This is a genomic window from Bradyrhizobium sp. IC4060 (assembly GCF_020193715.1).
Lineage (GTDB): Bacteria > Pseudomonadota > Alphaproteobacteria > Rhizobiales > Xanthobacteraceae > Bradyrhizobium > Bradyrhizobium yuanmingense.
Map to the genome: position 1 here is coordinate 771,803 of NZ_JADYVJ010000003.1, position 25,091 is coordinate 796,893.

Below are 25,091 nucleotides of genomic sequence, written 5' to 3' on the forward strand. Positions count from 1 at the left end.
TGCGATCGGGTGATGCATCATGGATTTCGACCAGTTGACACTGACCGAGGCCGCGGCCGGCCTCGCCGCCGGGACATTCACGAGCACCGCACTCACCCGGGAAGCCCTGGCCCGCGCCAAGGCCAACGCCGAACTCAATGTCTTTGTCACCCTGGACGAAGCCGGCGCCTTGAAGGCCGCGGCCGCGTTCGACGCGGCAGGCGACAAGACAAAGCCGCTCGGCGGCGTACCCATCGTGATCAAGGACAATATCGAGGTCGCGGGACTGCCCTGTAGTGCCGGCACACCGGCGCTGAAGGATTACATTCCGAAGGCCGACGCGCCTGTCGTGACAAAGCTGCGCGATGCCGGGGCGGTCATCATCGGCAAGACCAGCATGCACGAGCTCGCCTTCGGCATCTCCGGCTACAACACCGCGTTCAAGACCGGCGCCGAGTACGGCGTGCGCAACGCCTATGATCGCACTTTGATCGCCGGCGGCTCCTCGTCAGGCACGGGCGCGGCGATCGGCGCACGGATCGTCGCCGGCGGGCTCGGCACGGACACCGGCGGATCGGTGCGGGTGCCTGCCGCCCTGAACGGATGCGCCTCGCTGCGCCCGACGGTCGGCCGCTACCCGCAAGACGGCATCGCACCGATCTCGCACACCCGCGATACCGCAGGCCCGATGGCTGCGACCATAGCTGATGTCGCGCTGCTCGACCGCGTCATCGCCGGTGGCGATGCGCTTGCGCCGGCGGATCTGACGCAGGTCCGCGTCGGCCTCGCGAGATCGATGCTGGCCAATCTCGATGCCGACACCGAGGCCGCGTTCCAGGAAGCCGTCGCGAAAATGAAGGTGCAAGGCGTCACGGTCGTCGGGATCGAGATGCCGCAACTGGCAGAGCTCGACGCCCAGGTCAGCTTTCCCGTCGCGCTGTACGAGGCCTATGACGATCTGGTCGCCTATCTCAGGCACACCGGCACCGGCCTCTCCATCGCGGCATTGGCGGAGCAGATCGCCAGCGCCGATGTGAAGGGCACCTATGACGGCTTGGTGATCCCGCGCAAGCTGCCTGGTCCCGACGGCACCCTGGTCGACGCCAAGCCGATCTACGACGCCGCGATCGAGATTGCGCGCCCCGCGCTGCAGGCGCTGTACGCCAGGAGCTTTGCCGACAACCGGCTCGATGCGATCGCCTTCCCGACCACGCCGCGCGTCGCCATTCCCTCCAATCCGGAGTCCAGCAGCCTCGAGAATTTCGGCCTGTTCATTCAGAACACGGACCCCGGCAGCAATGCAGGGATTCCCGGCATCCAGATCCCGATCGCGCTCGGTGCCAGCAGCAGATTGCCGATCGGGCTTGAGCTCGATGGCCCCGCCGGCAGCGATCCCCGCCTGCTCGCGATCGGCATGGCGCTCGAGGCTGCGTTCGGGCGCTTGCCGCCACCGGCTCGCTGACGGACTCCCTCCGGAAATGCTGGAAGGTGGCGCCTCGTTCGTTCGACCGGCTGGACAAGGCGGGGAGGTCCGATCCCGTTCATCGTGGTATTTCGATGGGGGTGGGCGTACCTTCCTTATCGCTGTCGAATACGATCAGGACCCGCAGTCCGGCGGAAGTCGCACCCAACGGCAGCAGTCCCTCCGGCTTTCGCTTTGGATCGAACGGGAGTTCCTTCAATAGCCGTACGGTCTCGGACGCTCCGTCCCAAGAATATATTGCGTAGGCTCCCGGCCCGTCCGCAACAGGACCGGCCAGGATGAGGGTGCGATCGCCGAACGCGGCGAGATCGCGTACACCCCTGTTGTCACCGAGCGGAAGTCGGAACAGCCGGTGAGTCGTGCTTTTTCGATCACCGAACAGCGCGTCTATCTCTACCGAGAGGACGACGGCGCGATTGTCGTTCAAGACGGGGCCCCGGAATCCCGCGAGCAACGTCCGATCGTCCTTGATCGCCACGCCCTCGATGGTCAAGCCGTTCTTCTCCAGCCTGATATCCATGAACTCGAGAAGCGCAGGTTCGGCCGCGATGACCTCTCGCAATTGCCCCGTACGCTCGAGGCCCGACGCATTGCCATCTGCCCCCGTCGTGCGGAACCGAACGATCTGGCTGCTTGCGGCAATCCTGGCCCGAATCTTATCGGCATCTTTCTTGGGGTCGAGCTTGTGGTCCTTGTCCCGCGGATGACCATGCGAGCCGATGACGTAATACTGCCGTTTGGAGAAGGCGACGCCCTCGCCATCAAGTTCGAGCGCCTTGCCATTGAACGTGTTGTTGATCAACTTCACGGGGCTGCCGGCGACGAGCTTGCCGTCGGTCAATTCGATGAATTGAGCGCCCTGGAGATTGTCGTCGATAACGAGGCACGAACGGGGAAACCCATCAGCGGTCGTGCAGGCGATGCCGCTGACATCCTTCGACTTGCCTCCGTCCTTGCCGATCAGCTTTTTCTTGACCGGCCACGCATCGTCGGCCGCAGCAGGAGAAGGCTGCACGCCACCCGCCATCACGAGGCCGAGCAGCAAAGTCGCAATCCATCCTGCTCTGGCAATGGTCATCGAAGCCTCCCTAGAGCGGCAGTCGGGCCAGATCAAGCCATCCAGCTCCATCACAGGATGATGCCGCCAATCCCTTGCGAAGCTCTCACGCAAGCGAACGTTGACCGGCTTGCCGCCGGTCGATCCGTCAAACATGGAAGAGCAACAGATGGAAGAGGAGAAGCTAGAAACCTGGCCTGGACGAAACGTCGTATCAAAAAAGGATCGAACCGATTGCCTCGGCCCCAAATACATCATTCATATCTCAGGTTGTATTGTTGCAGACAACTCGGCGTTGTCAACACGCTTTCTGCCGCACGTGGAGCCGGCGGTGAAAGGTCTCATGAATACGGGTTGATCAGCTTCTGCTGCTCGGCGCTGTGGTGCACGAGCAGGTCGATGAAGGTCCTCACTTTCGCCGACAGATGATGACGATGCGGATAGACCGCGTTCATGGAGAGCTCGACCGTCCGATATTCCGGCAACAGGCGCACGAGGCGGCCAGCTTCGAGATCATCCTGAATGAGGAACCCCGCCATCAGGCAGATTGCGGCGCCCTCCAGCGCGACCTCGCGCAGCGCTTCTCCGCTATTGGTGACGAAGCTGCCGGAGACGCGCACCGAGGCCGGCGTGCCCTTGCGATCGAGGAAGCGCCATTCGTCGCCGAACGGATAGTTCAAGTGCCGACCACAATTGTGCCCGGTGAGCTCGTCGAGCTTCTGCACCCGGCCGTGCTTCTCGATGTAATCGTGGGAGCAGCACAGCACGTGGCGCCAGGTGGCAAGGCTGCGCACGATCAGGCTTGAATCCGGTGGCTGTGTCATGCGCAGGGCAACGTCATAGCCTTCTTCGATGAGGTCGACCTCGGCCTCGCCCATGCGCAGATCGATCTTGAGCTCCGGATAGGTCGACAGCAGTTTGGCCGCAATCGGCGCGACGAACGGCACCATGTGCGTGGCGACGTGAATGCGCAGCGTGCCGCGCGGCACCGACTGCAATTCGCTCGCGATGTCGTCGGCCTGTTCGATATCGGCGAGAATCTGGACGCAGCGGTCGTAATAGGCCTTCCCGATCTCGGTCAGATTGACCTTGCGCGTGGTGCGGTGAAGCAGCCGCACCCCGAGCCGGTCTTCCAATGCCTGCACGTGATTGCTCACCATGGTGGTCGACATGTTGAGCTTGCGGGCTGCTGCGGAGAAGCCGCCGGTCTCGACCACCCGGCTGAACACTTCGAGGCTGGTCAATCGATCCATGGCTTTCCTTGACTGGGATGTGCGCCTCAGCAGCAATCGCGCGGCAATCGCGCTTGCGTAGCCGCTCGCCTGACCCGGTAGACATCACGAACCAGGGTGACCGCTCAGATTATCCAGCTTGAATGGATAATCCTTCCAGAATCTAGCCAATTATCATCCGGGCCAGCAAGACCGATAGTCTCAGCGAGCCGACAGGAGACTGCAATGTCCGAAATGCCCCGCACCGAGACCTTCCAGCAAGCCACTGAAATCACGCGCGATTACGCCAAGGCGCCGCCCGCTATGCCGGCCCGGAACAGGGTCCGGCGCGCGGCCTTGGTGCTCGCGCTGCTCGCAGGCACTGCAACCATGGCCTACTACGGACACGATTACTGGACCAACGGCCGTTACCTCGAATCCACCGACGACGCCTATGTGAAGGCGGACTCCACGATCGTCGCGCCGAAAGTCTCCGGCTACATCGCCAAGGTGCTGGTCGGCGACAATGAGAAGGTTCGGGCGGGCCAGCTGCTGGCCAAGATCGACGACCGCGATTTCAAGGCGGCGCTCGACCAGGCGAAAGCCGACGTCGCTGCCGGCGAAGCCTCGGTCCGCAACATCGACGCCCAGCTCGAACTGCAGCAGCCGATCATTGAACAGAGCACCGCCGACGTCGCCGTTGCAGAAGCCAATCTGAAATTCGCGCAGGAGGAGCGCGCCCGCTACGACGACCTCATGAAGTCGGGCTCCGGCACGATCCAGCGCGCGCAGCAGACCGACGCGGCGCTGCGCGCCAGCAGCGCGCAATTGCAGCATGCCAAGTCCGGCCTCGTCGCCGCGCAGCGCAAGGTCGACGTGCTCACCACCCAGCGCGCCCAGGCCACCGCCCAGCTCGAACGCGCCCGCGCGGTCGCGCAGCAGGCGGCGCTGAACCTGTCCTATACCGAGATCACCGCGCCGGTGGACGGCACGGTCGGCGCCCGCAGCTTGCGTGTCGGCCAATACGTGCAGGCCGGCACGCAATTGATGGCGGTGGTGCCGCTCGACGCCGTCTACGTCGTCGCCAATTTCAAGGAGACCCAGCTCACCCATGTGCGGCCGGGCCAGCCGGTCGAGCTGCACGTCGACAGCTTCCGCAACATCAGCCTGCGCGGCCATGTCGACAGCCTGTCGCCGGCGAGCGGGCTCGAATTCGCGCTGCTGCCGCCCGACAACGCCACCGGCAATTTCACAAAGATCGTGCAGCGCGTTCCGGTGAAGATCGTCCTCGACGACCACAGCCTCACCGGCTTGCTGCGGCCCGGCATGTCCGCGGTGCCGACCGTCGACACCAAACAGGCGGTGCTGGCCGAGCGCGAGACGGCCAAGCGCCTTGCCGACAATACGTCCCGCGCGAATGGGGGTTGAAGCCATGGGCACGCTCCAACCGGCCCTCAACGCCACCTCCGCCAATCTTCCCGCCCCCGTAGCATCCGCCGCGCCGGCGGTGTCGACAAAGACCTGGATTGCGGTGATCGGCGCCACGCTCGGCGCCTTTATGGCGGTTCTGAACATCCAGATCGTCAACGCCTCGCTCGCGGACATTCAGGGCGCGATCGGCGCCGGCATCGACGACGGCGGCTGGATCTCGACCTCCTACCTGATCGCCGAGATCGTGGTCATCCCGCTGTCGGGCTGGCTCGCGCAGGTGTTCTCGATCCGCATCTATCTGCTCACCAACGCGATCCTGTTCCTGGTTCTGTCCGCGGCCTGCGCACTGGCGCAGGATCTGTCGCAGATGATCGTGCTGCGCGCCATCCAAGGCTTCACCGGCGGCGTGCTGATCCCGATGGCCTTCACGCTGATCATCATGCTGCTGCCGCGCGCCAAGCAGCCGGTCGGCCTTGCGCTGTTCGCGCTGTCGGCGACTTTCGCGCCGGCGATCGGCCCGACCATCGGCGGCTATCTCACCGAGAATTTCGGCTGGCAATACATCTTCTACGTCAACCTGGTTCCCGGCGCGATCATGGTCGGCATGCTCTGGTACGCGCTCGAGCCCAAGCCGATGAAGCTGGCGCTGCTTCGCGAGGGCGACTGGGCCGGCATCATCACCATGGCGATCGGCCTGTCCGCGCTCCAGACCGTGCTGGAGGAAGGCAACAAGGACGACTGGTTCGGCTCGCCGTTCATCCTCAAGCTCTCGATCATCGCCGCTGTTGCTCTGACGGCATTCCTGATCATCGAGCTCACGGTGAAGAAGCCACTGCTCAATCTGCGTCTGCTCGTGCGTCGCAATTTCGGCTTCGGCATGCTCGCGAACTTCCTGCTCGGCATTGCACTCTACGGCTCCGTGTTCATCCTGCCGCAATATCTGGCGCGTATTCAGGGCTACAATGCCGAGCAGATCGGCATGGTGCTGGCCTGGACCGGGCTGCCGCAACTCGTGCTGATCCCGCTGGTGCCGCGCCTGATGCAGAAGTTCGATGCGCGGATCATCATCGGCGTCGGCTTCGTTCTGTTCGCAGCATCCAACTTCATGAACATCAACATGACCAACGACTATGCCGCCGACCAGCTGCTGTGGCCCAATATCGTGCGCGCCATCGGCCAGGCGCTGGTGATGGCGCCGTTGTCGGCGGTCGCGACCGCAGGCATCGAAGCGGAGAATGCGGGCTCGGCCTCCGGCCTGTTCAACATGATGCGCAATCTCGGCGGCGCCGTCGGCATCGCGCTGCTGCAAACCGTGCTGTCCAAGCGCGAGCAATATCACTCCAACGTGCTGATGCAGTCGGTCTCTGTGTTCGAGGAGGCCACACGAACGCGGCTCGAGCAGCTCACGCAATATTTCGTCAATCACGGCGTTCTCGACCGTGCGGACGCCGCGCATCGCGCCTATGTCGCGATCGGCCATACCGTACAGAAGCAGGCCTTCATCTTCGCCTTCAGCGACACGTTCTACCTGCTCGGAATGGCGCTGATCGTCGCTCTCATCGCCGTATTCTTTCTGAAGAGGCCCGGCCAAGTCTCGGCCGGCGGAGCCCACTGATCAACCAACGAAAAGGAGAACGACCATGAAGCCCCGCATGAACTACTATCAGGCCGCACCCGATACGATCAAAGCGCTGATGGCGCTGGAGGCGCAGATCCAGTCGACGGGCCTCGAGAAATCGCTGATCGAGTTGGTCAAGATCCGGGCCTCGCAGATCAACGGCTGCGCCTTCTGCATCAACATGCACACCGAGGACGCCCGCAAGCGCGGCGAGACCGAGCAGCGCATCTACCTGCTCAACGCCTGGCGCGAATCCCCGCTCTATTCCGGCCGTGAGCGCGCCGCGCTGGCCTGGACCGAAGCGGTGACGCTGATCGCCGAGACGCATGCGCCAGACGAGACTTACGAACAGGTCCGCGCGCAGTTCTCCGAAGAGGAGACGGTGAACCTGACCATGCTGATCGGTGCCATCAACGCCTGGAACAGGATCGCGATCGCGTTCCGCGCCGTGCATCCGGTGAAGGTGAAGGCGTCAGTGGCTTAAACCGACGGCAACGGACGGTCTCGTAGGGTGGGCAAAGCGTAAGCGTGCCCACCATTCTTCAGCAAAAACGGGAGAAGGCGTGGGCACGGCGCAAGCGCGCCTTTGCTCACCCTACGACAGCTACGTATGCCGCTTACACCGCCGTCGCCTTGGCGAAGTCCACGTAGATCTCGCGCAGACGCGTCGCCATCGGGCCGGGCTTGCCGTCGCCGATCGTCTTGCCGTCGATGGCGACCACCGGCTGCACGAAGGAGGATGCGCTGGTGATGAAGGCTTCCTTGGCGGCGAGCGCTTCGGCGACCGTGAAGGAACGCTCCTCAACGCGGAGCTGGCGCTCCTCGGCAAGCGCGATCACGGCCTTGCGGGTGCAGCCGGGCAGGATCGCGTTGGAGTTCTGGCGGGTGACGATGACGTCGTCCTTGGTCAGGATGAACGCCGTGGACGAGCCGCCTTCGGTCACATAGCCATCCTGCAGCATCCAGGCTTCGCCGGCGCCGGCTTCCGCCGCGGCCTGCTTTGCCAGCACCTGCGCCAGCAGCGCCACGCTCTTGATGTCGCGGCGCTCCCAGCGGATGTCGGGCACCGTGATGACATTGATGCCGGTCTTGGCCACCGGGGCGTTGATGATGTCCTTCTCCGACGTGAACATCACCAGGCTCGACTTGACATCGGCCTTGGGGAACGGGAAGTCGCGCCCCTTGTCGGCACCGCGCGTCACCTGGAGATAGACGAGGCCGTTCACGAGCTTGTTGCGCGCGATCAGCTCCTTCTGCAGCTCGGTGATGCGCTCGATGGTCTCCGGCAGCTTCAACTTGATCTCGCCGACGGACCGCTCCAGCCGCGCCAGATGCGAAGCATTGTCGACCAGCTTGCCATCGAGGACGGCCGAGACCTCGTAGATGCCGTCGGCGAACAGGAAGCCGCGATCGAGCACCGAGATCTTGGCTTCCGAGAGCGGGACGAATGAGCCGTTGACGTAGGCGATCGAGTCCAAGGCAGGTCTCCTGGGAGGGGGAATTTGGCGCGCTTATACGCCAGTTAGAGGGACGGATCATCCCTCTATTTGTCATTCCGGGGCGGCGCGAAGCGACGAGCCCGGAATCCATAACCCCGGCTGGTGATTATGGATTCCGGGCCCGCGCCAAGGCGCGTCCCGGAATGACAGAGGAGTTAATGCGACAGAATCTTCGACAAGAACTTCTGCGCGCGGTCGCTGCGGGGCTTGCCGAAGAAATCGTCCTTCGCTGCGTCCTCGACGATCTCGCCGCGGTCCATGAAGATGACGCGGTTGGCGACCTTGCGGGCAAAACCCATCTCGTGGGTGACGACCATCATGGTCATGCCCTCGCGGGCGAGATCGACCATGACGTCGAGCACCTCGCTGACCATTTCCGGATCGAGCGCCGAGGTCGGCTCGTCGAACAGCATCACGATCGGATCCATCGCGAGCGCGCGCGCGATGGCGACGCGCTGCTGCTGGCCGCCGGAGAGCTGCGCCGGGAATTTCTGCGCCTGCTCCTTCAAGCCGACGCGCTCGAGCAGCTGCATGCCTTTGGCCCGCGCCTTGTCATGCCCCCTGCCCAGCACCTTCTCCTGCGCGAGGCAGAGATTGTCGATGATCTTGAGGTGCGGAAACAGCTCGAAATGCTGGAACACCATGCCAACGCGCGAGCGCAGCTTCGGCAGATCGGTTTTGGGGTCGTTGACCTTGGTGCCGTCAACGAGGATGTCGCCGCTCTGGAACGGCTCCAGCGCATTGACGCATTTGATCAGCGTCGACTTGCCCGAGCCGGAGGGGCCGCAGACCACGACGACCTCGCCCTTGGTGACATTGGTGGTGCAGTCGGTCAGCACCTGGAAGGTGGGGCTGTACCATTTGTTGACGTGGCTGATTTCGATCATGAGCGGGGAGCCCTAGCGAATGATGGCGATGCGCGCCTGGAGGCGGCGGACGCCGTAGGACGCGATACAGGAGATGGTGAAGTAGACCACGGCGGCGAACAGATACATTTCGACCAGGCGGCCGTCACGCTGCGCCACCTTGCTCGCCGCGCCCAGGAAGTCGGTGATCGACAGGACGTAGACCAGCGAGGTGTCCTGGAACAGCACGATGGTTTGCGTTATCAGCACCGGCAGCATGTTGCGGAAGGCCTGCGGCAGCACGACGTAGCGCATGCTCTGGGCGTAGGTCAGCCCCAGCGCACTCGCCGCGGCCGGCTGGCCGCGCGAGATCGACTGGATGCCGGCGCGCATGATCTCGGAGAAATATGCCGCCTCGAACATGATGAAAGTGACGAGCGAGGACGTGAACGCGCCGACGCTGATCGGACGCGAGGCGCCTGTCACCCACTGCCCGATATAGGGCACCAGGAAGTAGAACCAGAAGATCACCAGCACCAGCGGCAGCGAGCGCATGAAGTCGACATAGATGCCGGCGATGCGGCCCAGAATCTTGAATCCGGACAGGCGCATCAGGGCGAGCGCCGTACCGAAGATGAGGCCGCCGAGAGCTGCGAGGAAGGTCAGCGTCAGTGTGAACGTCATGCCCTCGTAAAACAGATACGGCAGCGCGCGGCGGATGACGTCGAAATCGAGATTGCCGAGCATCGCTTATTTCCCCGTGATGTAGCCGGGGATCGCAACCCAGCGCTCGAGGAAGCGCATCGCGGTCACGACGACGGCGTTGACGAGGAGATAGAGGATGGTCGCGGCCGTGAAGGCCTCGAACACCTGGAACGAGAATTCCTGCATCGAGCGCGCCTGTCCGGTCAGCTCGAGCAGGCCGATGGTGATGGCGACGGCGGTGTTCTTGATGGTGTTGAGGAATTCAGACGTCAGCGGCGGCAGGATGATGCGGAAGGCCATCGGCAGCAGCACGTAGCGATAGCCCTGCACGGTGGTCAGGCCGAGCGCAGTCGCCGCCATCTTCTGCCCGCGCGGCAGCGAGGAGATGCCGGCCTGCAGCTGCACGGCTACGCGCGCCGACATGAAGAAGCCGACCCCGATCGCCGCCGTCCAGAACGGCGCGTTCGGCAATTGCTTCAGCCACAGCCCGGCCGCCCTCGGCAGAATTTCCGGCAGCACGAAAAACCACAGGAAGAGCTGCACCAGAAGCGGCATGTTGCGGAAGAATTCGACGTAGGCGAAGCCGAACCAATTGGCGCCCTTCGACGGCAGCGTGCGCATGACGCCGACGATCGAGCCTGTGATCAGCGCGATCACCCAGGCCAGCGCCGCGGTCTTGAGGGTCAGCGCCAGCCCCGACAGCAGCATGTCGAGGTAGGTGCCGGTCCCCATCGGATTCGGCTGGAAGAAGATTCCCCAGTTCCAGTTGTAGTTCACGTGTCCCCCGCGCGAACGCGCCCGTCATTGGACGTCTTGAGCGCCTATGCAAATGTCCGGCCACCCTGGTGTCAAGAGTGGCCGGACATGATCCCGATCGAAAAATCGAGGTTTTATCTTACTTGTAGTCGTCCGGGTTCGGCGAGTCCGTCGGCTTGGCGAACTCGTTCTTCAGCTCGGCCGAGATCGGCGTGTTGAGGTTCAGGCCCTTCGGCGGGATCTTCTGGGTGAACCACTTGTTGTAGATCTTCTCGGCCTCGCCGGAGGTGTAGAGCGCGGCGGTCGCCGCATCAACCACCTTCTTGAAGGCGGGATCGTCCTTGCGCAGCATGATGCCGTAGGGCTCGGGCTTGGAGAACGCGTCCTTGGAGATAACGTAGTCGTCCGGGTTCTTCGAACCGGCGACGAGGCTCGCCAGCAAGATGTCGTCCATGACGAAGGCGACCGCGCGGTCGGTCTCGACCATCAGGAAGGCTTCGGCGTGATCCTTGGCCGGAATGATGTTAGCGCCGAGGCCCTTGGCGACATTGGCTTCGGTGAGCTGCTTAATGTTGGTGGTGCCGGCGGTCGAGACCACGGTCTTGCCCTTGAGGTCATCGATCGACTTCAGGCCGCTCGACTTCTTGAAGACATAGCGGCTGGCGGTCAGGTAGTGGGTGTTGGTGAAGGCGACCTGCTTCTGGCGCTCGGCATTGTTGGTGGTCGAGCCGCATTCGAGGTCGATGGTGCCGTTGGCCATCAGCGGGATACGGGTCGCCGAGGTCACCGGGTTGAGCTTGACCTCGAGCTTGTCGAGCTTGAGCTCCTTCTTCACGGCGTCGACGATCTTGTAGCAGATGTCCATCGCGAACCCGACGGGCTTCTGGTTGTCGTCGAGATAGGAGAACGGGATCGAGGAATCGCGGAAGCCGAGCGTGATCGCGCCGGTGTCCTTGATGTTCTTCAGCGTGCCGGTCAGCTCCTGGGCCCCGGCTTGGCTGACGACGAGGGTCGCGGCGAGCGCGAGCCCGATGTGACGGAAATGTTTCACGTTTTTCTTCCCCTTTCGGATGATGCGGCCCGGATGCAAGCACAAATCGGGCCGGATTAGAATGTAACTTTCGGCTGGATTATCGGCTCAGGTTAACGGGCCAGTCGGTGGCTTTGGCAACTCGCCGAGATCCCAGAACAGCCCGGCCATCACCGTCAAGGCCTCTTCGGTCAATGGCAGCAGGATGTGCTCATTGGGCGCATGCTGGGAGCAGCCGGGATAGGAATGCGGCACCCAGATCGTCGGCAGTCCCAGGATCTCGGAAAACACGTCGTTGGGCAGCGAACCGCCGAAATTCGGCAGCACGGCCGGCGCCTTGCCGGTGGTCTCTCGCACCGAATCCGCCGCCCATTTGATCCACGGGCTGTCGAAATCGGTGCGCGATGCAGCAAAACTCTGCGCCGCGCGCACCTCGACCATCGGAAAACCGCGTCCGACCAGATGCGCGCGGACAGCGTCGATCAGCCCCTCAACCTTCGTCCCGACCACGAAACGCAGTTGCAGCACGGCATTGGCCTGGCCCGGAATCGCGTTGGCCGGCTTCTCGATATTGCCTGAGGACATCGCCAGCACTTCCAGCGTGTTCCAGGCGTAGAGCCGTTCAGCGGCCGATAGACCCTCCTCGCCCCAATTTTCGGCCAGCGCCGGCTCGTCCGCAGTCGGCACCACCTCGACGTCGGCGAGATAGGAGCGGATCTGGTTGGTCAGCCGCGGCGGCTTCAAGGCATCGAGCTGGAGACGGCCGCGGCCGTCGACCAGGGTGGAGATCGCGTTGACCAGGATGGTCGCGGGGTTGGCGAGCACGCCGCCCCAATTGCCGGAATGGTGGCCGCCGTCGCGCAAGTTCACGTCGAGATGGATGCGGATGCCTCCACGACAGCCGAGAAACAGCGTCGGCCGATCGGCCGAGAGGCGCGGCCCGTCGGAGGCCATGAACAGGTCGGCCTTGAGCGCGTCGCGATGGAGATCGCAGACCTTGCCGAGATCGGGCGAGCCGATCTCCTCGCCCATCTCGATGATGAACTTGGCGTTGAAGCCGAGCTTACCGCCGCGCGCCTCGCGCACCGCACGCAGCGCGGCCATATTGATGCTGTGCTGCCCCTTGTTGTCGGCGGTGCCGCGGCCATAGAGGCGCGTCCCGGAAGCATTGGTGCGCCAGGGATCCCGGCCATCACGCCACTCGCCTTCCATGCCGTCGACGACATCGCCATGGCCGTAGACCAGCACGGTCGGCGCAGACGCGCTCTCGTGATGCTCGGCGAACAGGAACGGCGTCTTGCCGCTCGGGGATTCGACGATGCGGCTGGAAAAATCGAGCGCGGCGAAAGCCGGCTGCATCTCCTGCTCCAGATAGGCGCGCAGCTCGGGGCCGCGCTGCGGATTCTGGCTCTCGGTCTTGTAGGCGACGCGGCGATCGAGTTCAGCGAGGAACGCGCCGGACTTGAAATCCTCACGGGCGCGGGCGATGGCGTCGGCTCTGGTCATGCTTGCTTTTCGAGACTGTCAGACGAAGGACCTTACCCGACATGGGTTGGCCCTCGAAAGTGGCGGGGACTTGGATGGTTTCTTGTAGTTCTCTTGTAGCTCTCTTGGGATTTCGTTCTTGCTTCCTTGAGACTGGCTTGCCAGGCACAGCTGCGACGCTGACTTTGGCCTTGCCAAGCGCAAGCCTTCTATCTTGGCCCTTGCCAAGGGCCAATTATATGCAAGAACTTCGCCAAGTTGGGGCGCACATCTATCATTCGAAGAGCGCTCAGTACAGGGCGCCGAGGGACCAGCATGGCCAAAGAGATCAGGCTCAACGCCTTTGCGATGAATTGCGTCGCACACCAATCACCGGGCCTGTGGACCCATCCGCGCGACCGTACCGCCGAGTATAACCGCCTGTCCTACTGGATCGATCTCGCCAAGACGCTGGAGCGCGGCCGTTTCGACGGGCTGTTCCTGGCCGACGTGCTTGGCGTCTATGACGTGTATGGCAACAGCCCTGACGCAGCCTTGCGCAATGCAGCGCAGACGCCGTCGAACGAGCCGCTGCTGCTGCTGTCGGCGATGGCGGCGGTGACGCAAAATCTCGGCTTCGGCGTCACCAGCAATCTGTCCTTCGAGCCGCCTTATCCGTTCGCACGGCGGATGTCGACGCTCGATCACCTCACCGAGGGGCGGATCGGCTGGAACGTCGTCACCGGCTATCTCGACAGCGCCGCGCGCGGTGCCGGCAAGGACAAGCAGACCGGCCATGACGACCGCTACGACATCGCCGACGAATATATGGAGGTCGTCTACAAGCTCTGGGAAGGCAGCTGGGAAGACGATGCCGTGCTGCGCGACCGCAAGCGCGGCATCTTCACCGACCCGGCAAAAGTTCATCGCGTCAATCATGCGGGCGCGAACTACCGCATCAACAACACCATTCACCTCAGCGAGCCCTCGCCGCAGCGCACGCCCGTGCTGTACCAGGCCGGCACCTCGCCGCGCGGCCGGCAGTTCGCGGCCAGGCACGCCGAGTGCGTGTTCATGTCGGGACCGTCAGCCAAGGTGATCGCGCCGCGCGTCTCCGCAATCCGGCAGGAGGCGGCCGCACTCGGCCGCGATCCGGCGGAGATCCTGATGTTCTCGATGATGACGATCATCCTCGGACGGACGGAAGCCGAGGCGAAGGAAAAATACGCCGACTACCGCCGCCACATCAGCCCAGAAGGCGCGCTGGCGCTGATGTCGGGATGGACCGGCGTCGACTTCTCCGGCTACGACCTCGACCAGCAGGTGCGCCACGTCCAGAACGATGCCGGCCGCAGCGCCATGGACAACGTCACCCGCGCCGACCCTGACCGCGTCTGGACCGTGCGCGACGTGATCGAGCATGTCGGCATCGGCGGCGCCGGCCCGGTCGTGGTCGGCACGCCCGAGATGGTCGCAGACAAGATCGAAGGATGGTTCGAGGCGACGGATGTCGACGGCCTCAACGTCGCGTTCGCGATCTCGCCTGGCGACTTCGAGGACATTGCCGACATGCTGGTGCCGGAGCTGACACGGCGCGGGCGGTACAAGAGCGAGTACGCCAAGGGCACGTTGCGGGAGAAGCTGTTCGGTGGGGGACGCGCGCGGTTAAGTGCGCCGCATCCCGCGGCGGAGTATCGCGTGGGGAAGAAGGGGTAGGCGGAAAATCGTGCCACAGCCAGGCTGTCGTCCCCGCGAAGGCGGGGCCCATAACCACAGGGAGTAGTTTGGCGAAGACTCGGGAGTTCGGTACGCCTACCAGCCGCAGTCGATAGATCACGCGGTATGGGTCCCCGCCTTCGCGGGGACGACAGCGGGGCTACACCTTCCCGTCCACCATCACCTCGATCAGCTTGGTTCCCGGCCGGCCAAACGCCGACGCCAGCGTCGCCTTCAGCTCACGGGGATCACTCACCTTGATCGCCTCGCAGCCGAGCGCCTTGGCAACGCCGGCGAAATCGACCGGCGGATCGACGAAATCCATGCCGACGTAATTGTCATCGCCGTGGAAGGCGAGCAGGCGCTGCTTGATGATGCGATAGCCGCCGTTGTTGGCGATGACGACGTTGAGCGGCAGCTTGTGATGCGCCGCGGTCCAGAGCGACTGGATCGAGTACATCGCGCTGCCATCGCCGGAGAAGCACACCACGGGGCGATCGGGATTGGCAATGCTGGCGCCGACCGAAGCCGGCAGGCCCCAGCCGATGCCGCCGGAGGCAAGCCCGTGATAGCCGTAGCGGTCGCGATGCGGATGCAGGGCCGCGATCTGGCGGCTGGAGGTGAGACCTTCATCGACCAGGATGGCGTTGTCAGGCATCGCCTCGACCATTTGCAGCACGAGGAAGTCCGGATCGATCGGTGTGCGGCCGGCACTCTTGCCGATCTGCTCGACCAGCGCCGCGCGGCGCGCGGTCCAGTTCTTCGGCGCGAGCTCGGCGAGACGCTGCTTGGCGCGGCTCGCGAGGGCTGCGCCGCCCATCTCCTTGAGTACCGGGATCAGCGCGCGCAGCGTTTCCTTCAGATCCGCCTTCAGCGCGATCTCGGCCCCGTAGTTCTTGGCGATCTCCCAATCGACGAGGCCGATCTGCACGATGCCGAGGCCCTCAGGCAGCGCATCGACCTCGCTATAGACCGACATCCGCAAGGGATCGCCGCCGAGCGCGATCAAGAGATCGTACGGCGCGAGCGTATCACGGGCGACCTTCTGCACGCGCGCGAGCGTGCCGACGAAGCTCGGGCTTTCGGACAGAAAGTGCGAGCCGTAGGGCGTCGAGGACTGATAGGCCGCAGCGCCGAGCAGCTCGGCCAGTTCAGCCGCCTCCGTCAAAGCATCGCTCTTGACCACCTCGTCCATGGTGACGATCACGGGACGCTCAGCCTTGAGCAGGCGTGCGGCAAAGGCCTTCAGCGCCTCGTCCGACGGTTTCGTGCGCGCATCGATGCGGGTGGAGCGGCCGAGATCGATCCCGGCTTCGCTGTTGAGGATGTCGCCGGGCAGCGAGATGAACACCGGCCCGGTCGGCGGCGTCATCGCCACCTTGGCGGCACGGCGCACGATGCGCGGCAGGTCCTCCAGCCGTGTCACCTCGACCGCCCATTTCACCAGCGGCTCGGCCATGCGCACCAGCGGACCATAGAGCACCGGCTCCATCAGACCGTGGCCCTGCTCCTGCTGGCCCGCCGTCAGGATCATCGGCGTGCCCGTGAACTGGGCGTTGTAGAGCGAGCCCATGGCGTTGCCGAGGCCGGGCGCGACGTGAACGTTGCAGGCGACGAGCTTGCCCGAAGCGCGGCTGTAGCCGTCGGCGATCGCGACCACCAGGCTCTCCTGCATCGCCATCACATAAGTGAGATCGGGATGGTCCTTCAGCGCATGCATGATCGGCAGTTCGGTGGTTCCAGGGTTGCCGAACAGATGCATGATGCCCTCGTCCTTGAGCAGCGCGAGAAAGGCGGAGCGGCCGGTGATCTTGTTCTTCATGTTTCCTCCAGGAGCGGACCGTTGCCGCAAGGACCGAACGCATGATGGCCGAGATGCTGGCAGAGGCGCAAGGAAGCGCGGTCATGGCTGCGTTGCGCGGGAGAGGCGCTACATTTCCTCCCGCCCGAGTTCGAACGGGTCGTCCCCGCTCGCGCGCTTCTTCTTTTTCGAGCGCTGCCAGACGACGCCGGGAAAGCCCTTCAGCGGCACCAGGGACTCGCCGGTATAGGCCCATTCCTGCAGCTCTTCGATGGCGATGTGATAGAGCGGCTGGCGGCCGGTGCGCTCGTTGAACAGGGCGCGGGGGATGTTGACCATGTGCGGCCCGCGCGGGCGCTCGTACATGATCGGCGTGCCGCAATGCGAGCAGAAGCTGCGCGCGGTCTTCGTCGCCTTGTCCTCGTAGCGGGTCAGCGCGGTCTTGCCCGAGGTGATGCGGAAGCGCTTCTTCCAGCTTCCGACATAGGTGGCGTAGGCCGCGCCATGGGCGCGGCGGCTGGCGGCGGAATGATCGTGCCAGGCCCAGCGCGCGGGCACGTCGATCTCGAAGGCGACCTTGCCGCAGAGGCATTGGCCGGTGGCGATCCCTGCGGCGGCTGCGGCTTTGGCCATGGACGTCTCTCCGTCGTCATTGCTAGCGCAGCGAAGCAAGCTCGTCATTCCGGGGCGATGCGAAGCATCGAGCCCGGAATCCATCCCACGTCCAGGTATGCGGCCCGACCGATTCCGGGTTCGCGACTTCGTCGCGCCCCGGAATGACAGATCAAGCCGGCGTCAGCTCGTCATACACCGGATAATCCGTGTACCCCTTCTCCTCGCCGCTGTAGAACGTCGCGCGATTGTACGGCGTGATTGGGTAGCCGTGCTCGAGACGACGCGGCAGATCAGGATTGGAGATGAAGATGCGGCCGAAGGCGATGATGTCCGCATGTCCGTCGGCGATCGCCGCATTCGCGGTCTCCCCGGTGAAGCCGCCGGCGGTCATCAGCACGCCGCTGTAGAGCGGACGGAACAGCACCATCGCCGATGGCACGTTCTGCCAGTTGACCTCGGCGCGGCCCGAGCCGCTGGAGCGCGGTTCGATGAAATGCAGGTACGCCAAACCCAGCTTCTCAAGCGCCTTCACGACATGGGTATAGAGCGGCATCGGATCGGGCTCGCCGGAATCATTGGCGATGCCGTAGGGCGACAGCCGCACAGCGACACGGTTCGAGCCCCAGACGTCGATCGCGGCCTGCGTGACCTCGAGCAGAAGGCGCGCACGGTTCTCGATGCCGCCGCCATATTGATCGGTGCGCTGGTTGCTGCGCGATTGCAGGAATTGCTCGAGCAGATAGCCGTTGGCGCCGTGGATCTCGACGCCGTCGAAGCCGGCGGCGAGCGCGTTCTTGGCCCCCTGCCGGAACGCCTCGACGATGCCCTTCACCGCGCGCGGCGTCTCGTAGTCGGCGATCTTTCCGTCGGCCGTCATCGCCTTCATGCCTTCGGCCTTGATCGGAATTGCCGAGGCCGAAACCGGCAGCTCGCCGCCGTGGAAGGAGGAATGAGAGACGCGGCCGACATGCCAGAGCTGGAGAAAGATGATGCCGCCCTTGGCGTGCACGGCATCCGTCACCCTGCGCCAGCCCGCGACTTGCGCCTCCGAATAGATGCCGGGTGTCGCCGGATTGCCGCGGCCGTGCGAGAGCACCGGCGAGGCTTCGGCGATGATCAGGCCGCCCTTCGTCGCACGCTGGCCGTAATATTCGGCGTTGAGTGGCCGCGGCGCGAAAGTGTCGCGCTCGGCCCGCATGCGCGTTAGCGGCGCCATCGCGACGCGATGCGCGAGCTGGTAGGGACCGACCTGCAACGGCTTGAACAAGGCTTCGAATTTCATGTGGTCCCCGGATGTCTTTGAAAGGATGCAGATGATTGTGAGGGAGACTGACCGCCTGAAGGCGGTGGTTGTTCTCCCTCTCCCCGTTCTTACGGGGAGAGGGTTGGGGTGAGGGGCTGCCTCGGCAATCGCGGTGAGAGTGGACTCGCGGAGAGTCCCCCTCACCCGGAATCCGCGCGTTGCGCGAATTCCGCCTCTCCCCGCAAGCGGGGAGAGGCGAAGGAGAGCCGGCCTTACGCCGTCTTGATCCAGACGGCCTTCACGTTGAGATATTCCTCGACGTGCTGCTTGCCGGATTCGCGGCCGTAGCCGCTCATCTTGTAGCCGCCGAACGGCACGGCCGGATCCATCGCCTGGTAGCAGTTGACCCACACCGAGCCGGCACGCAAGCGTTTCGCCACCGCATGGGCCTTGCTGACGTCGCGCGTCCACAGACCGGAGCCGAGGCCGAACGTGGTGTTGTTGGCGCGTTTGACCAGCTCGTCCATGTCCTTGAACGCGATTGCGGAGATGACGGGGCCGAAAATCTCCTCCTGCGCGATGCGCATGTTGTCCTCGACACCCGCGAACACCGTCGGCGAGACGAAGAAGCCCTTCGACAGCGCGCCTTCGGTGACACGGCCGCCGCCGGCTAGCGCCCTCGCGCCCTCCTTCTGGCCGATGTCGAGATAGCCGGTGACGCGCTCGAGCTGCTGCTCCGAGACGAGCGGCCCGATCTGCACGTTGGGATCGAGGCCGTTGCCGACCTGCAGCTTCTTGCCGAACTCGGCGACGCGGCCGACGAATTCGTCATAGATCGAGTGCTCGACAAACAGGCGCGTTCCGGCGCTGCAGATCTGCCCTGAATTGGCGAACACCGCCATCGCCGCGCCGGGCACGGCGGCGTCGAGATCGGCATCGGCGAACACGATGTCCGGCGACTTGCCGCCGAGCTCGAGCGAGACGCGCTTGAGATTGCCGGCGGACGCACGGATGATCGACTGGCCCGTGACATGCGAGCCGGTGAAGGCGACCTTGTCGACGTCGTGATGCGAGGCGAGCGCCGCCCCCGCGGTCTCGCCATAGCCGGGGACAACGTTGATGACGCCGGGCGGCACGCCCGCTTCCATTGCGAGCTCAGCGATGCGCAGCGAGGTCAGCGGCGCTTCTTCGGCGGGCTTGAGCACCACGGTGCAGCCGGTCGCGATCGCCGGACCGATCTTCCAGATCGTCGCGGTCAGCGGCCCGTTCCAGGGAATGATGGCGCCGACGACGCCGATCGGCTCCTTCAGCGTGTAGGAGAAGATCTCGCCGGGTAGCGAGTTCTCGATGGTCTCGCCGTGGATCGCGGTGGTCTGGCCGGCGTAATAGCGCAGCATGCCGACGGCGCGCAGGCGGTAGGCACGGGTGCGGCTCAGCGGCGCGCCCATGTCGAGCGTGTCGAGCTGCGACAATTCGTCGAAATTCTTCTCGACGAGATCGGCGAGCCTCAGGAGCAGGTTCTGCCGCTCGAACGGCTTGACCTTACTCCACGGACCTTCGAAAGCGCGACGCGCAGCCGCGACCGCACGATCGATGTCTTCCTTGTCGCCTTCGGCGACGGTTGCGAGCAGCTCGCCGGTGGCGGGATTGCGGGTCTCGAAGCGCTTGCCCGAGGCTGCATCGACCCACTTGCCGTCGATCAGCATCTGCTTGTAGGACCCGTTGGCGAACGGATGGCGCGTGATCGGAATAGCCTGCGACACAGCCATGGCTGCACTCCCTGTCAGGTGATTGATTGGTTCGATCTGGGCGGGATCGTTCGGCCGAGGATACAGCCGCGCCTGATAGGCGTAAAGGCAGCGCGGAACGAAGACCTCCCATGCCGACTTGTGCAGGGTCGCATCGCTGCCATGCTATAGCTCGGCTGAAGGCTTTCCACGGAGACGCTCGATGTCACATCCCGCCATCGTCAAGGACAATGTTGCCGTGATCACGGGTGGCGCAGCCGGCATCGGATTTGCCGCCGCCGCGGCATTTGCGCGCGCTGGAATGAAGGTATGTATCGCTGACGTCGACGAGACACGCTTGGCAGAAGCTGCAACAAAATTGTCATCCGTAACATCGGCCGCAAACGTCATGACCTCGGCCGTCGATGTCAGCAAGATCGAGAGCGTGACGGAACTCAAGCGCGCCGTCCACGCGCGGTTCGGCGGCACCGATGTCCTCATGAACAATGCCGGCATTCAGCCCGGCAGCACGTTGTTCGACGCGCCGGATGATTGGCAACGCATCATCGCCGTCAACATGTGGGGCATCATCAACGGCTCGCGCATCTTCGCGCCAAACATGATCGCCCGTGGCAGGCGCGGCCTCATCATCAACACCGGTTCCAAGCAGGGCATCACCACGCCGCCCGGCGATCCCGCCTACAACGTCTCCAAGGCCGGCGTGAAGGCCTTCACCGAGGCGCTCCAGCACGAGTTGCGCAACACCAATGACTGTCGCGTTACGGCGCACCTGCTGATCCCGGGCTTCGTCTTCACCGGCCTGACCGCAAAGGGACGCACCGAGAAGCCGGCCGGCGCCTGGACGCCGGAGCAGACGGTCGATTTCATGCTGGCGCGGCTGGAGGCCGGCGACTTCTACATTCTCTGCCCGGACAATGACGTGCCGCGCGCGCTCGACGAGAAGCGCATGCTCTGGGCGGCCGGCGACATCGTCGAGAACCGCCCGCCATTGTCGCGCTGGCATCCGGATTACACCGATGCGTTCGCGAAGTTTGTGGCGCGAGAGTAGGCCTGCACCGCTCTCTCGCTCGCCCCCAGGGCTATCGCATATGACTTGTGGCGGCGGTCTGCGCGCACGCCTCGTCCTTCGAGACGGCGCTGACGCGCCTCCTCAGGATGAGGCTAATCGGCGTCAGTGCCCGTTGAAACTGCTGCCGCGCACTCCGACCTCATCCTGAGGAGCCCGCCTCAAGCGGGCGTCTCGAAGGATGGCCGCAGGGAAATCTCAAATGCGATAGCCCTGCGCTCGCCTCGGCCTCCCGGGAGGGTGGGGTCACGGCCACCTGGCCTTGCCCCACCTTGACTCCCCCAAAATTCGTTATACAACATAACTATTCTGACAAGGACGCAAATGACACAAGGAAACGCCGAGACCGCGAATGCGGGTCCCTCCGGGCTGTTGAGGATCGAGCGGGCGGACCGGGTTCTGACCGTGGGTCTGAACCGGCCGGCCAAGCGCAATGCGCTCAATGACGGCATCATCCTGGAAATCGGCGAGTGTTTTGCGAACCTGCCCGAGGATATCGGCGCGGTCGTCATCCACGGTATCGGCGACCATTTCTCCAGTGGCCTCGACCTCTCCGAGTTGACCGAGCACGACGCCACCGGCGGGCTGCTGCACTCCCAGATGTGGCACCGGGTGTTCGACCGCATCCAGTACAGCCGCGTGCCCGTGATCGCAGCGCTCCGGGGCGCCGTGATCGGCGGCGGGCTGGAGCTTGCCTGCGCCGCGCATATTCGGGTCGCCGAGCCCTCGACCTATTTCGCGCTGCCGGAGGGACAGCGCGGCATTTTCGTCGGCGGCGGCGGCTCGGTGCGGCTGCCGCGGCTGATCGGCGTTGCCCGGATGATGGACATGATGCTGACCGGACGCGTCTACAGCGCGACCGAGGGCGCGTCCTACGGCTTCGCGCAATATCTGACGGAGGCCGGCAACGGGCTCGGCAAGGCGCTGGAGCTTGCGACCAAGGTGGCGTCCAACGCCCCGCTGACGAATTTCGCTGTGCTCCAGGCGCTGCCGATGATCGCGGAGGCCAATCCGCAGACCGGCCTGTTGATGGAGTCGCTGATGGCCACCGTCGCGCAGAGCGACAAGGAGGCCAAGCGGCGGATCCGCGAATTCCTCGAGCACAAGACCGCGAAGGTGAAGCCCAAGCCATGAGCGTAAAGTCATGAGCGCGCAGCCGTCCTCTTCCGGCATGGAGCGCGGCGCGAGTAATTTCCCGCTGCGGCCCATCTCGTTCGGCGATCCCGTCGTCAACATCGAGCGGCGCGACGACGGCACGATTTACCTGCGGCCAAAGCAGCCGCTCGGCGACTATCCGGTCCGCATCACCGACCGCCTGCATCATTGGGCAACGACGACGCCGGACCGCCTCTTCATGGCCGAGCGCGAGGGCGGCCGCGGCTGGCGCAAGATCACCTATGCCGAGTTGCTCACCGCGAGCCGTCACATCGCCTCCGCATTGATCCAGCGCGGCCTGTCGGCGGAGCGGCCGGTCGTCATCCTCTCCGGCAATTCGATCGACCACGCGCTGTTGGCGTTTGGCGCGTTCTACGCAGGCGTTCCGTTCTGCCCGGTGTCGCCGGCCTATTCCCTGGTGTCGAAGGATTACGGCAAGCTGTCCTATCTGATGAAGCTGCTGACGCCGGGCCTCGTCTTCGCCGACGATGCCGACAAGTTCGCCGATGCGCTCGCCGCCAACGTCTCGCTCGGCACCGAGATCGCCGCGTCCTATGGCCACGTGCCGGGCCGCGACGTCACCCTGCTGGCCGATCTGATGGCGACGCCGATCCGTGGCGATCTCGACGACGTTCACGGCAGGATCGGCCCCGACACGATCGCAAAATTCCTGCTGACCTCGGGCTCGACCGGCAATCCCAAGGCCGTCATCAACACCCAGCGCATGATCTGCGCCAATCAGGTGATGCTGCGCGAGACGCTCGCCTTCCTGAAGGACGAGCCGCCGGTCATCATCGATTGGCTGCCGTGGAATCACACCTTCGGCGGCAATCACAACATCGGCCTGACGCTCTACAACGGCGGCTCGATGTATCTGGACGCCGGTAAGCCGGTGCCTGGGGGCATCGAGGAGACCGTGCGCAATCTCCGGGAGATTTCACCGACGGTCTATTTCAACGTGCCCAAGGGTTATGAATCGCTGCTGCCCTATCTGCGCGACGACCAGGGCTTGCGCGCCAAGTTCTTCGACCGGCTGCATGCGATGTTCTTCTCCGGCGCGGCGCTGTCGCCGTTCGTCTGGGACAGCCTCGATGAGCTCGCGGCGAAGGAGAAGGGCTATCGCGTGCCGATGCTGACCGGCCTCGGCGCGACCGAGACCGCGCCGTTCTTCATGTCGGTCAATCCGCACACCAGCCGCTCCGGCCATGTCGGCCTGCCCGTCTCCGGCAACGACGCCAAGCTGGTGCCGAACAACGGCAAGCTGGAAGTGCGCGCCAAGGGGCCGAACGTGATGCCCGGCTACTGGCGCCAACCCGACATCACGGCAAAATCCTTCGACGAGGAAGGATTCTACAAGATGGGCGATGCGCTCAAGCCCGCCGATCCCGATGATTTCAACGCCGGCTTCGATTTCGACGGCCGCGTCAGCGAGGACTTCAAGCTCGCGAGCGGCACCTGGGTCAGCGTCGGTCCCCTGCGCGCGCGCCTCACCGCGGCCTGCGCGCCCCTGGTGCGCGACGTCGTCATCGCCGGCATCAACCGCGACGAGATCTCCGCGCTGGTCGTGCTCGATCTCGACGGCTGCCGGCTGATCAACCCGACGCTGCCGCCCGACGATCTCGTCGCCGCGACGCGCGACCGCCTGGTGCGCGAGGCTTTCCGCGAGCGCCTGACCCGTTTCCTCGGCCAGGCCACGGGATCCTCGACACGGATCACGCGCGCGATCCTGATGGACACGCCACTCTCGATCGACAAGGGCGAAGTCACCGACAAGGGCTCGATCAACCAGCGCGCAGTGCTGGAGCATCGCGGCGAGCTGATCGAGGAGCTCTACGCTGCCAATCCGTCGAACCGTGTGATATCGGTCACCTAGAAAAATATCGCCAAAGGAGAACGCCATGTTGTTGAAGGATCAGGCAGCCATCGTCACCGGCGGCGCATCGGGACTGGGCGCGGCCACCGCGCGAAAACTGGCGGCGCAGGGCGCAAAGGTCGCGGTGTGCGACCTCAACACCAAGCTGGCCGAAACGGTCGCGGCGGAGATCAAGGGCATTGCCGTGACCTGCGACGTCTCCGATGCCGCCTCCGCTGAAGCTGCGATCGCGCAGGCCACCAAGGCCCACGGCCCGGCCCGCGTGCTGGTCAATTGCGCCGGCATCGGCGTCGCCAAGCGCGTGGTCGGCCGCGACGGCCCGATGGCGCTCGCCGATTTCGACAAGGTGATCAAGGTCAATTTGATCGGCACCTTCAACATGCTGCGCCTTGCCGCGGCCGAGATGTCCAAGCTCGAGCCGCAGGCGACCGGCGAGCGCGGCGTCATCATCAACACCGCCTCCGTTGCCGCCTATGACGGCCAGATCGGCCAATCCGCCTATTCGGCCTCCAAGGGCGGCATCGTGGGCATGACGCTGCCGATCGCGCGCGAGCTCGCGCAGTTCGGCGTCCGCGTGCTGACGATCGCCCCCGGCCTGTTCCTGACGCCGCTGCTGGCGAACCTGCCGCAGGAGGCCCAAGACTCGCTCGCCGCCGCCATCCCCTTCCCGCGCCGGCTCGGCCAGGCCGACGAGTTCGCCGCGCTCGCGCTGCACATGGTCGAGAATGCCTACCTGAACGGCGAGGTGGTGCGCCTCGACGGCTCGCTGCGCATGGCGCCCAAGTAAATTCGCGAA

At 64.5% G+C, this 25,091-nt stretch carries 22 protein-coding genes; 10 read left to right on the plus strand and 12 right to left on the minus strand.

Annotated features, from left to right (window positions below):
• Positions 1 to 19 precede the first annotated feature (19 nt).
• Complete coding sequence (iaaH, locus tag I6F16_RS15445; protein WP_225111564.1) at positions 20 to 1,441, plus strand: indoleacetamide hydrolase; 1,422 nt, start codon at positions 20 to 22, stop codon at positions 1,439 to 1,441.
• A gap of 79 nt (positions 1,442 to 1,520) precedes the next feature.
• Here iaaH and I6F16_RS15450 read toward each other — a convergent pair whose 3' ends face one another.
• Positions 1,521 to 2,540: a DUF3616 domain-containing protein gene (locus I6F16_RS15450; RefSeq protein ID WP_225111563.1), complete on the minus strand. Its 1,020-nt coding sequence runs from the start codon at positions 2,538 to 2,540 to the stop codon at positions 1,521 to 1,523.
• Between the two features lie 100 nt (positions 2,541 to 2,640).
• On the opposite strand from I6F16_RS15450, the gene I6F16_RS15455 reads away from it, so the two are divergent.
• Positions 2,641 to 2,877, plus strand: coding sequence for a hypothetical protein (locus I6F16_RS15455; protein ID WP_225111562.1), 237 nt, complete (start codon positions 2,641 to 2,643; stop codon positions 2,875 to 2,877).
• Here I6F16_RS15455 and I6F16_RS15460 read toward each other — a convergent pair.
• Positions 2,861 to 3,772, minus strand: a complete 912-nt coding sequence (locus tag I6F16_RS15460; RefSeq protein WP_035997299.1) for a LysR family transcriptional regulator — start codon at positions 3,770 to 3,772, stop codon at positions 2,861 to 2,863. The two genes, I6F16_RS15455 and I6F16_RS15460, sit on opposite strands and share 17 nt — an antisense overlap.
• Before the next feature lie 204 nt (positions 3,773 to 3,976).
• Between I6F16_RS15460 and I6F16_RS15465 the strand changes: the two genes are divergently transcribed.
• From I6F16_RS15465 to I6F16_RS15475, 3 genes are read left to right on the plus strand one after another with little or no spacing between them, the layout of a single operon-like run.
• Positions 3,977 to 5,158 (plus strand): HlyD family secretion protein, encoded by a 1,182-nt coding sequence (locus I6F16_RS15465; RefSeq protein WP_225111561.1) that lies wholly within the window; start codon positions 3,977 to 3,979, stop codon positions 5,156 to 5,158.
• Positions 5,159 to 5,162: 4 nt separating this feature from the next.
• Entirely contained in the window at positions 5,163 to 6,776 is a 1,614-nt protein-coding gene (locus I6F16_RS15470; protein WP_225111560.1) for an MDR family MFS transporter, read from the plus strand.
• 25 nt (positions 6,777 to 6,801) lie between these two features.
• Complete coding sequence (locus I6F16_RS15475) at positions 6,802 to 7,263, plus strand: carboxymuconolactone decarboxylase family protein (protein WP_225111559.1); 462 nt, start codon at positions 6,802 to 6,804, stop codon at positions 7,261 to 7,263.
• A 133-nt stretch (positions 7,264 to 7,396) separates the two neighbouring features.
• Here I6F16_RS15475 and I6F16_RS15480 read toward each other — a convergent pair whose 3' ends face one another.
• The 6 genes from I6F16_RS15480 to I6F16_RS15505 form a co-directional block, all read right to left on the minus strand.
• Positions 7,397 to 8,257: a D-amino-acid transaminase gene (locus I6F16_RS15480; RefSeq protein WP_225111558.1), complete on the minus strand. Its 861-nt coding sequence runs from the start codon at positions 8,255 to 8,257 to the stop codon at positions 7,397 to 7,399.
• 176 nt (positions 8,258 to 8,433) lie between these two features.
• Positions 8,434 to 9,165, minus strand: coding sequence for an amino acid ABC transporter ATP-binding protein (locus tag I6F16_RS15485; RefSeq protein WP_225111557.1), 732 nt, complete (start codon positions 9,163 to 9,165; stop codon positions 8,434 to 8,436).
• A 12-nt stretch (positions 9,166 to 9,177) separates the two neighbouring features.
• On the minus strand, positions 9,178 to 9,870 hold the full coding sequence (locus I6F16_RS15490; protein WP_036021052.1) for an ABC transporter permease subunit: 693 nt from the start codon (positions 9,868 to 9,870) through the stop codon (positions 9,178 to 9,180).
• A 3-nt stretch (positions 9,871 to 9,873) separates the two neighbouring features.
• Entirely contained in the window at positions 9,874 to 10,605 is a 732-nt protein-coding gene (locus tag I6F16_RS15495) for an amino acid ABC transporter permease (protein ID WP_035997279.1), read from the minus strand.
• Positions 10,606 to 10,723: 118 nt separating this feature from the next.
• Complete coding sequence (locus tag I6F16_RS15500) at positions 10,724 to 11,635, minus strand: amino acid ABC transporter substrate-binding protein (protein ID WP_225111556.1); 912 nt, start codon at positions 11,633 to 11,635, stop codon at positions 10,724 to 10,726.
• A gap of 87 nt (positions 11,636 to 11,722) precedes the next feature.
• Complete coding sequence (locus I6F16_RS15505; RefSeq protein WP_225111555.1) at positions 11,723 to 13,120, minus strand: M20 family metallopeptidase; 1,398 nt, start codon at positions 13,118 to 13,120, stop codon at positions 11,723 to 11,725.
• 294 nt (positions 13,121 to 13,414) lie between these two features.
• On the opposite strand from I6F16_RS15505, the gene I6F16_RS15510 reads away from it, so the two are divergent.
• A complete protein-coding gene (locus tag I6F16_RS15510) occupies positions 13,415 to 14,794 on the plus strand; it encodes an LLM class flavin-dependent oxidoreductase (protein ID WP_225111554.1) in 1,380 nt (459 codons plus the stop codon).
• 160 nt (positions 14,795 to 14,954) lie between these two features.
• On the opposite strand, the gene I6F16_RS15515 is transcribed toward I6F16_RS15510, so the two are convergent.
• The 4 genes from I6F16_RS15515 to I6F16_RS15530 form a co-directional block, all read right to left on the minus strand.
• Entirely contained in the window at positions 14,955 to 16,616 is a 1,662-nt protein-coding gene (locus I6F16_RS15515; RefSeq protein ID WP_225111553.1) for a thiamine pyrophosphate-binding protein, read from the minus strand.
• Positions 16,617 to 16,724: 108 nt separating this feature from the next.
• Positions 16,725 to 17,228: a GFA family protein gene (locus tag I6F16_RS15520; RefSeq protein WP_225111552.1), complete on the minus strand. Its 504-nt coding sequence runs from the start codon at positions 17,226 to 17,228 to the stop codon at positions 16,725 to 16,727.
• A gap of 151 nt (positions 17,229 to 17,379) precedes the next feature.
• Entirely contained in the window at positions 17,380 to 18,492 is a 1,113-nt protein-coding gene (locus I6F16_RS15525; protein WP_225173838.1) for an alkene reductase, read from the minus strand.
• Between the two features lie 233 nt (positions 18,493 to 18,725).
• The gene (locus I6F16_RS15530) at positions 18,726 to 20,222 is read right to left on the minus strand and encodes an aldehyde dehydrogenase family protein (protein WP_035997259.1); all 1,497 of its coding nucleotides are present in this window, start codon (positions 20,220 to 20,222) and stop codon (positions 18,726 to 18,728) included.
• Positions 20,223 to 20,403: 181 nt separating this feature from the next.
• On the opposite strand from I6F16_RS15530, the gene I6F16_RS15535 reads away from it, so the two are divergent.
• The 4 genes from I6F16_RS15535 to I6F16_RS15550 all read left to right on the plus strand — a co-directional run bounded on the left by I6F16_RS15535 (position 20,404) and on the right by I6F16_RS15550 (position 25,082).
• The gene (locus tag I6F16_RS15535; protein ID WP_225173839.1) at positions 20,404 to 21,249 is read left to right on the plus strand and encodes an SDR family NAD(P)-dependent oxidoreductase; all 846 of its coding nucleotides are present in this window, start codon (positions 20,404 to 20,406) and stop codon (positions 21,247 to 21,249) included.
• Between the two features lie 342 nt (positions 21,250 to 21,591).
• Positions 21,592 to 22,401: a crotonase/enoyl-CoA hydratase family protein gene (locus tag I6F16_RS15540; RefSeq protein ID WP_109142312.1), complete on the plus strand. Its 810-nt coding sequence runs from the start codon at positions 21,592 to 21,594 to the stop codon at positions 22,399 to 22,401.
• Between the two features lie 10 nt (positions 22,402 to 22,411).
• Complete coding sequence (locus I6F16_RS15545) at positions 22,412 to 24,295, plus strand: feruloyl-CoA synthase (protein ID WP_225173840.1); 1,884 nt, start codon at positions 22,412 to 22,414, stop codon at positions 24,293 to 24,295.
• Positions 24,296 to 24,320: 25 nt separating this feature from the next.
• Complete coding sequence (locus tag I6F16_RS15550) at positions 24,321 to 25,082, plus strand: SDR family NAD(P)-dependent oxidoreductase (RefSeq protein ID WP_036021029.1); 762 nt, start codon at positions 24,321 to 24,323, stop codon at positions 25,080 to 25,082.
• The last annotated feature ends 9 nt before the right edge of the window (positions 25,083 to 25,091 follow it).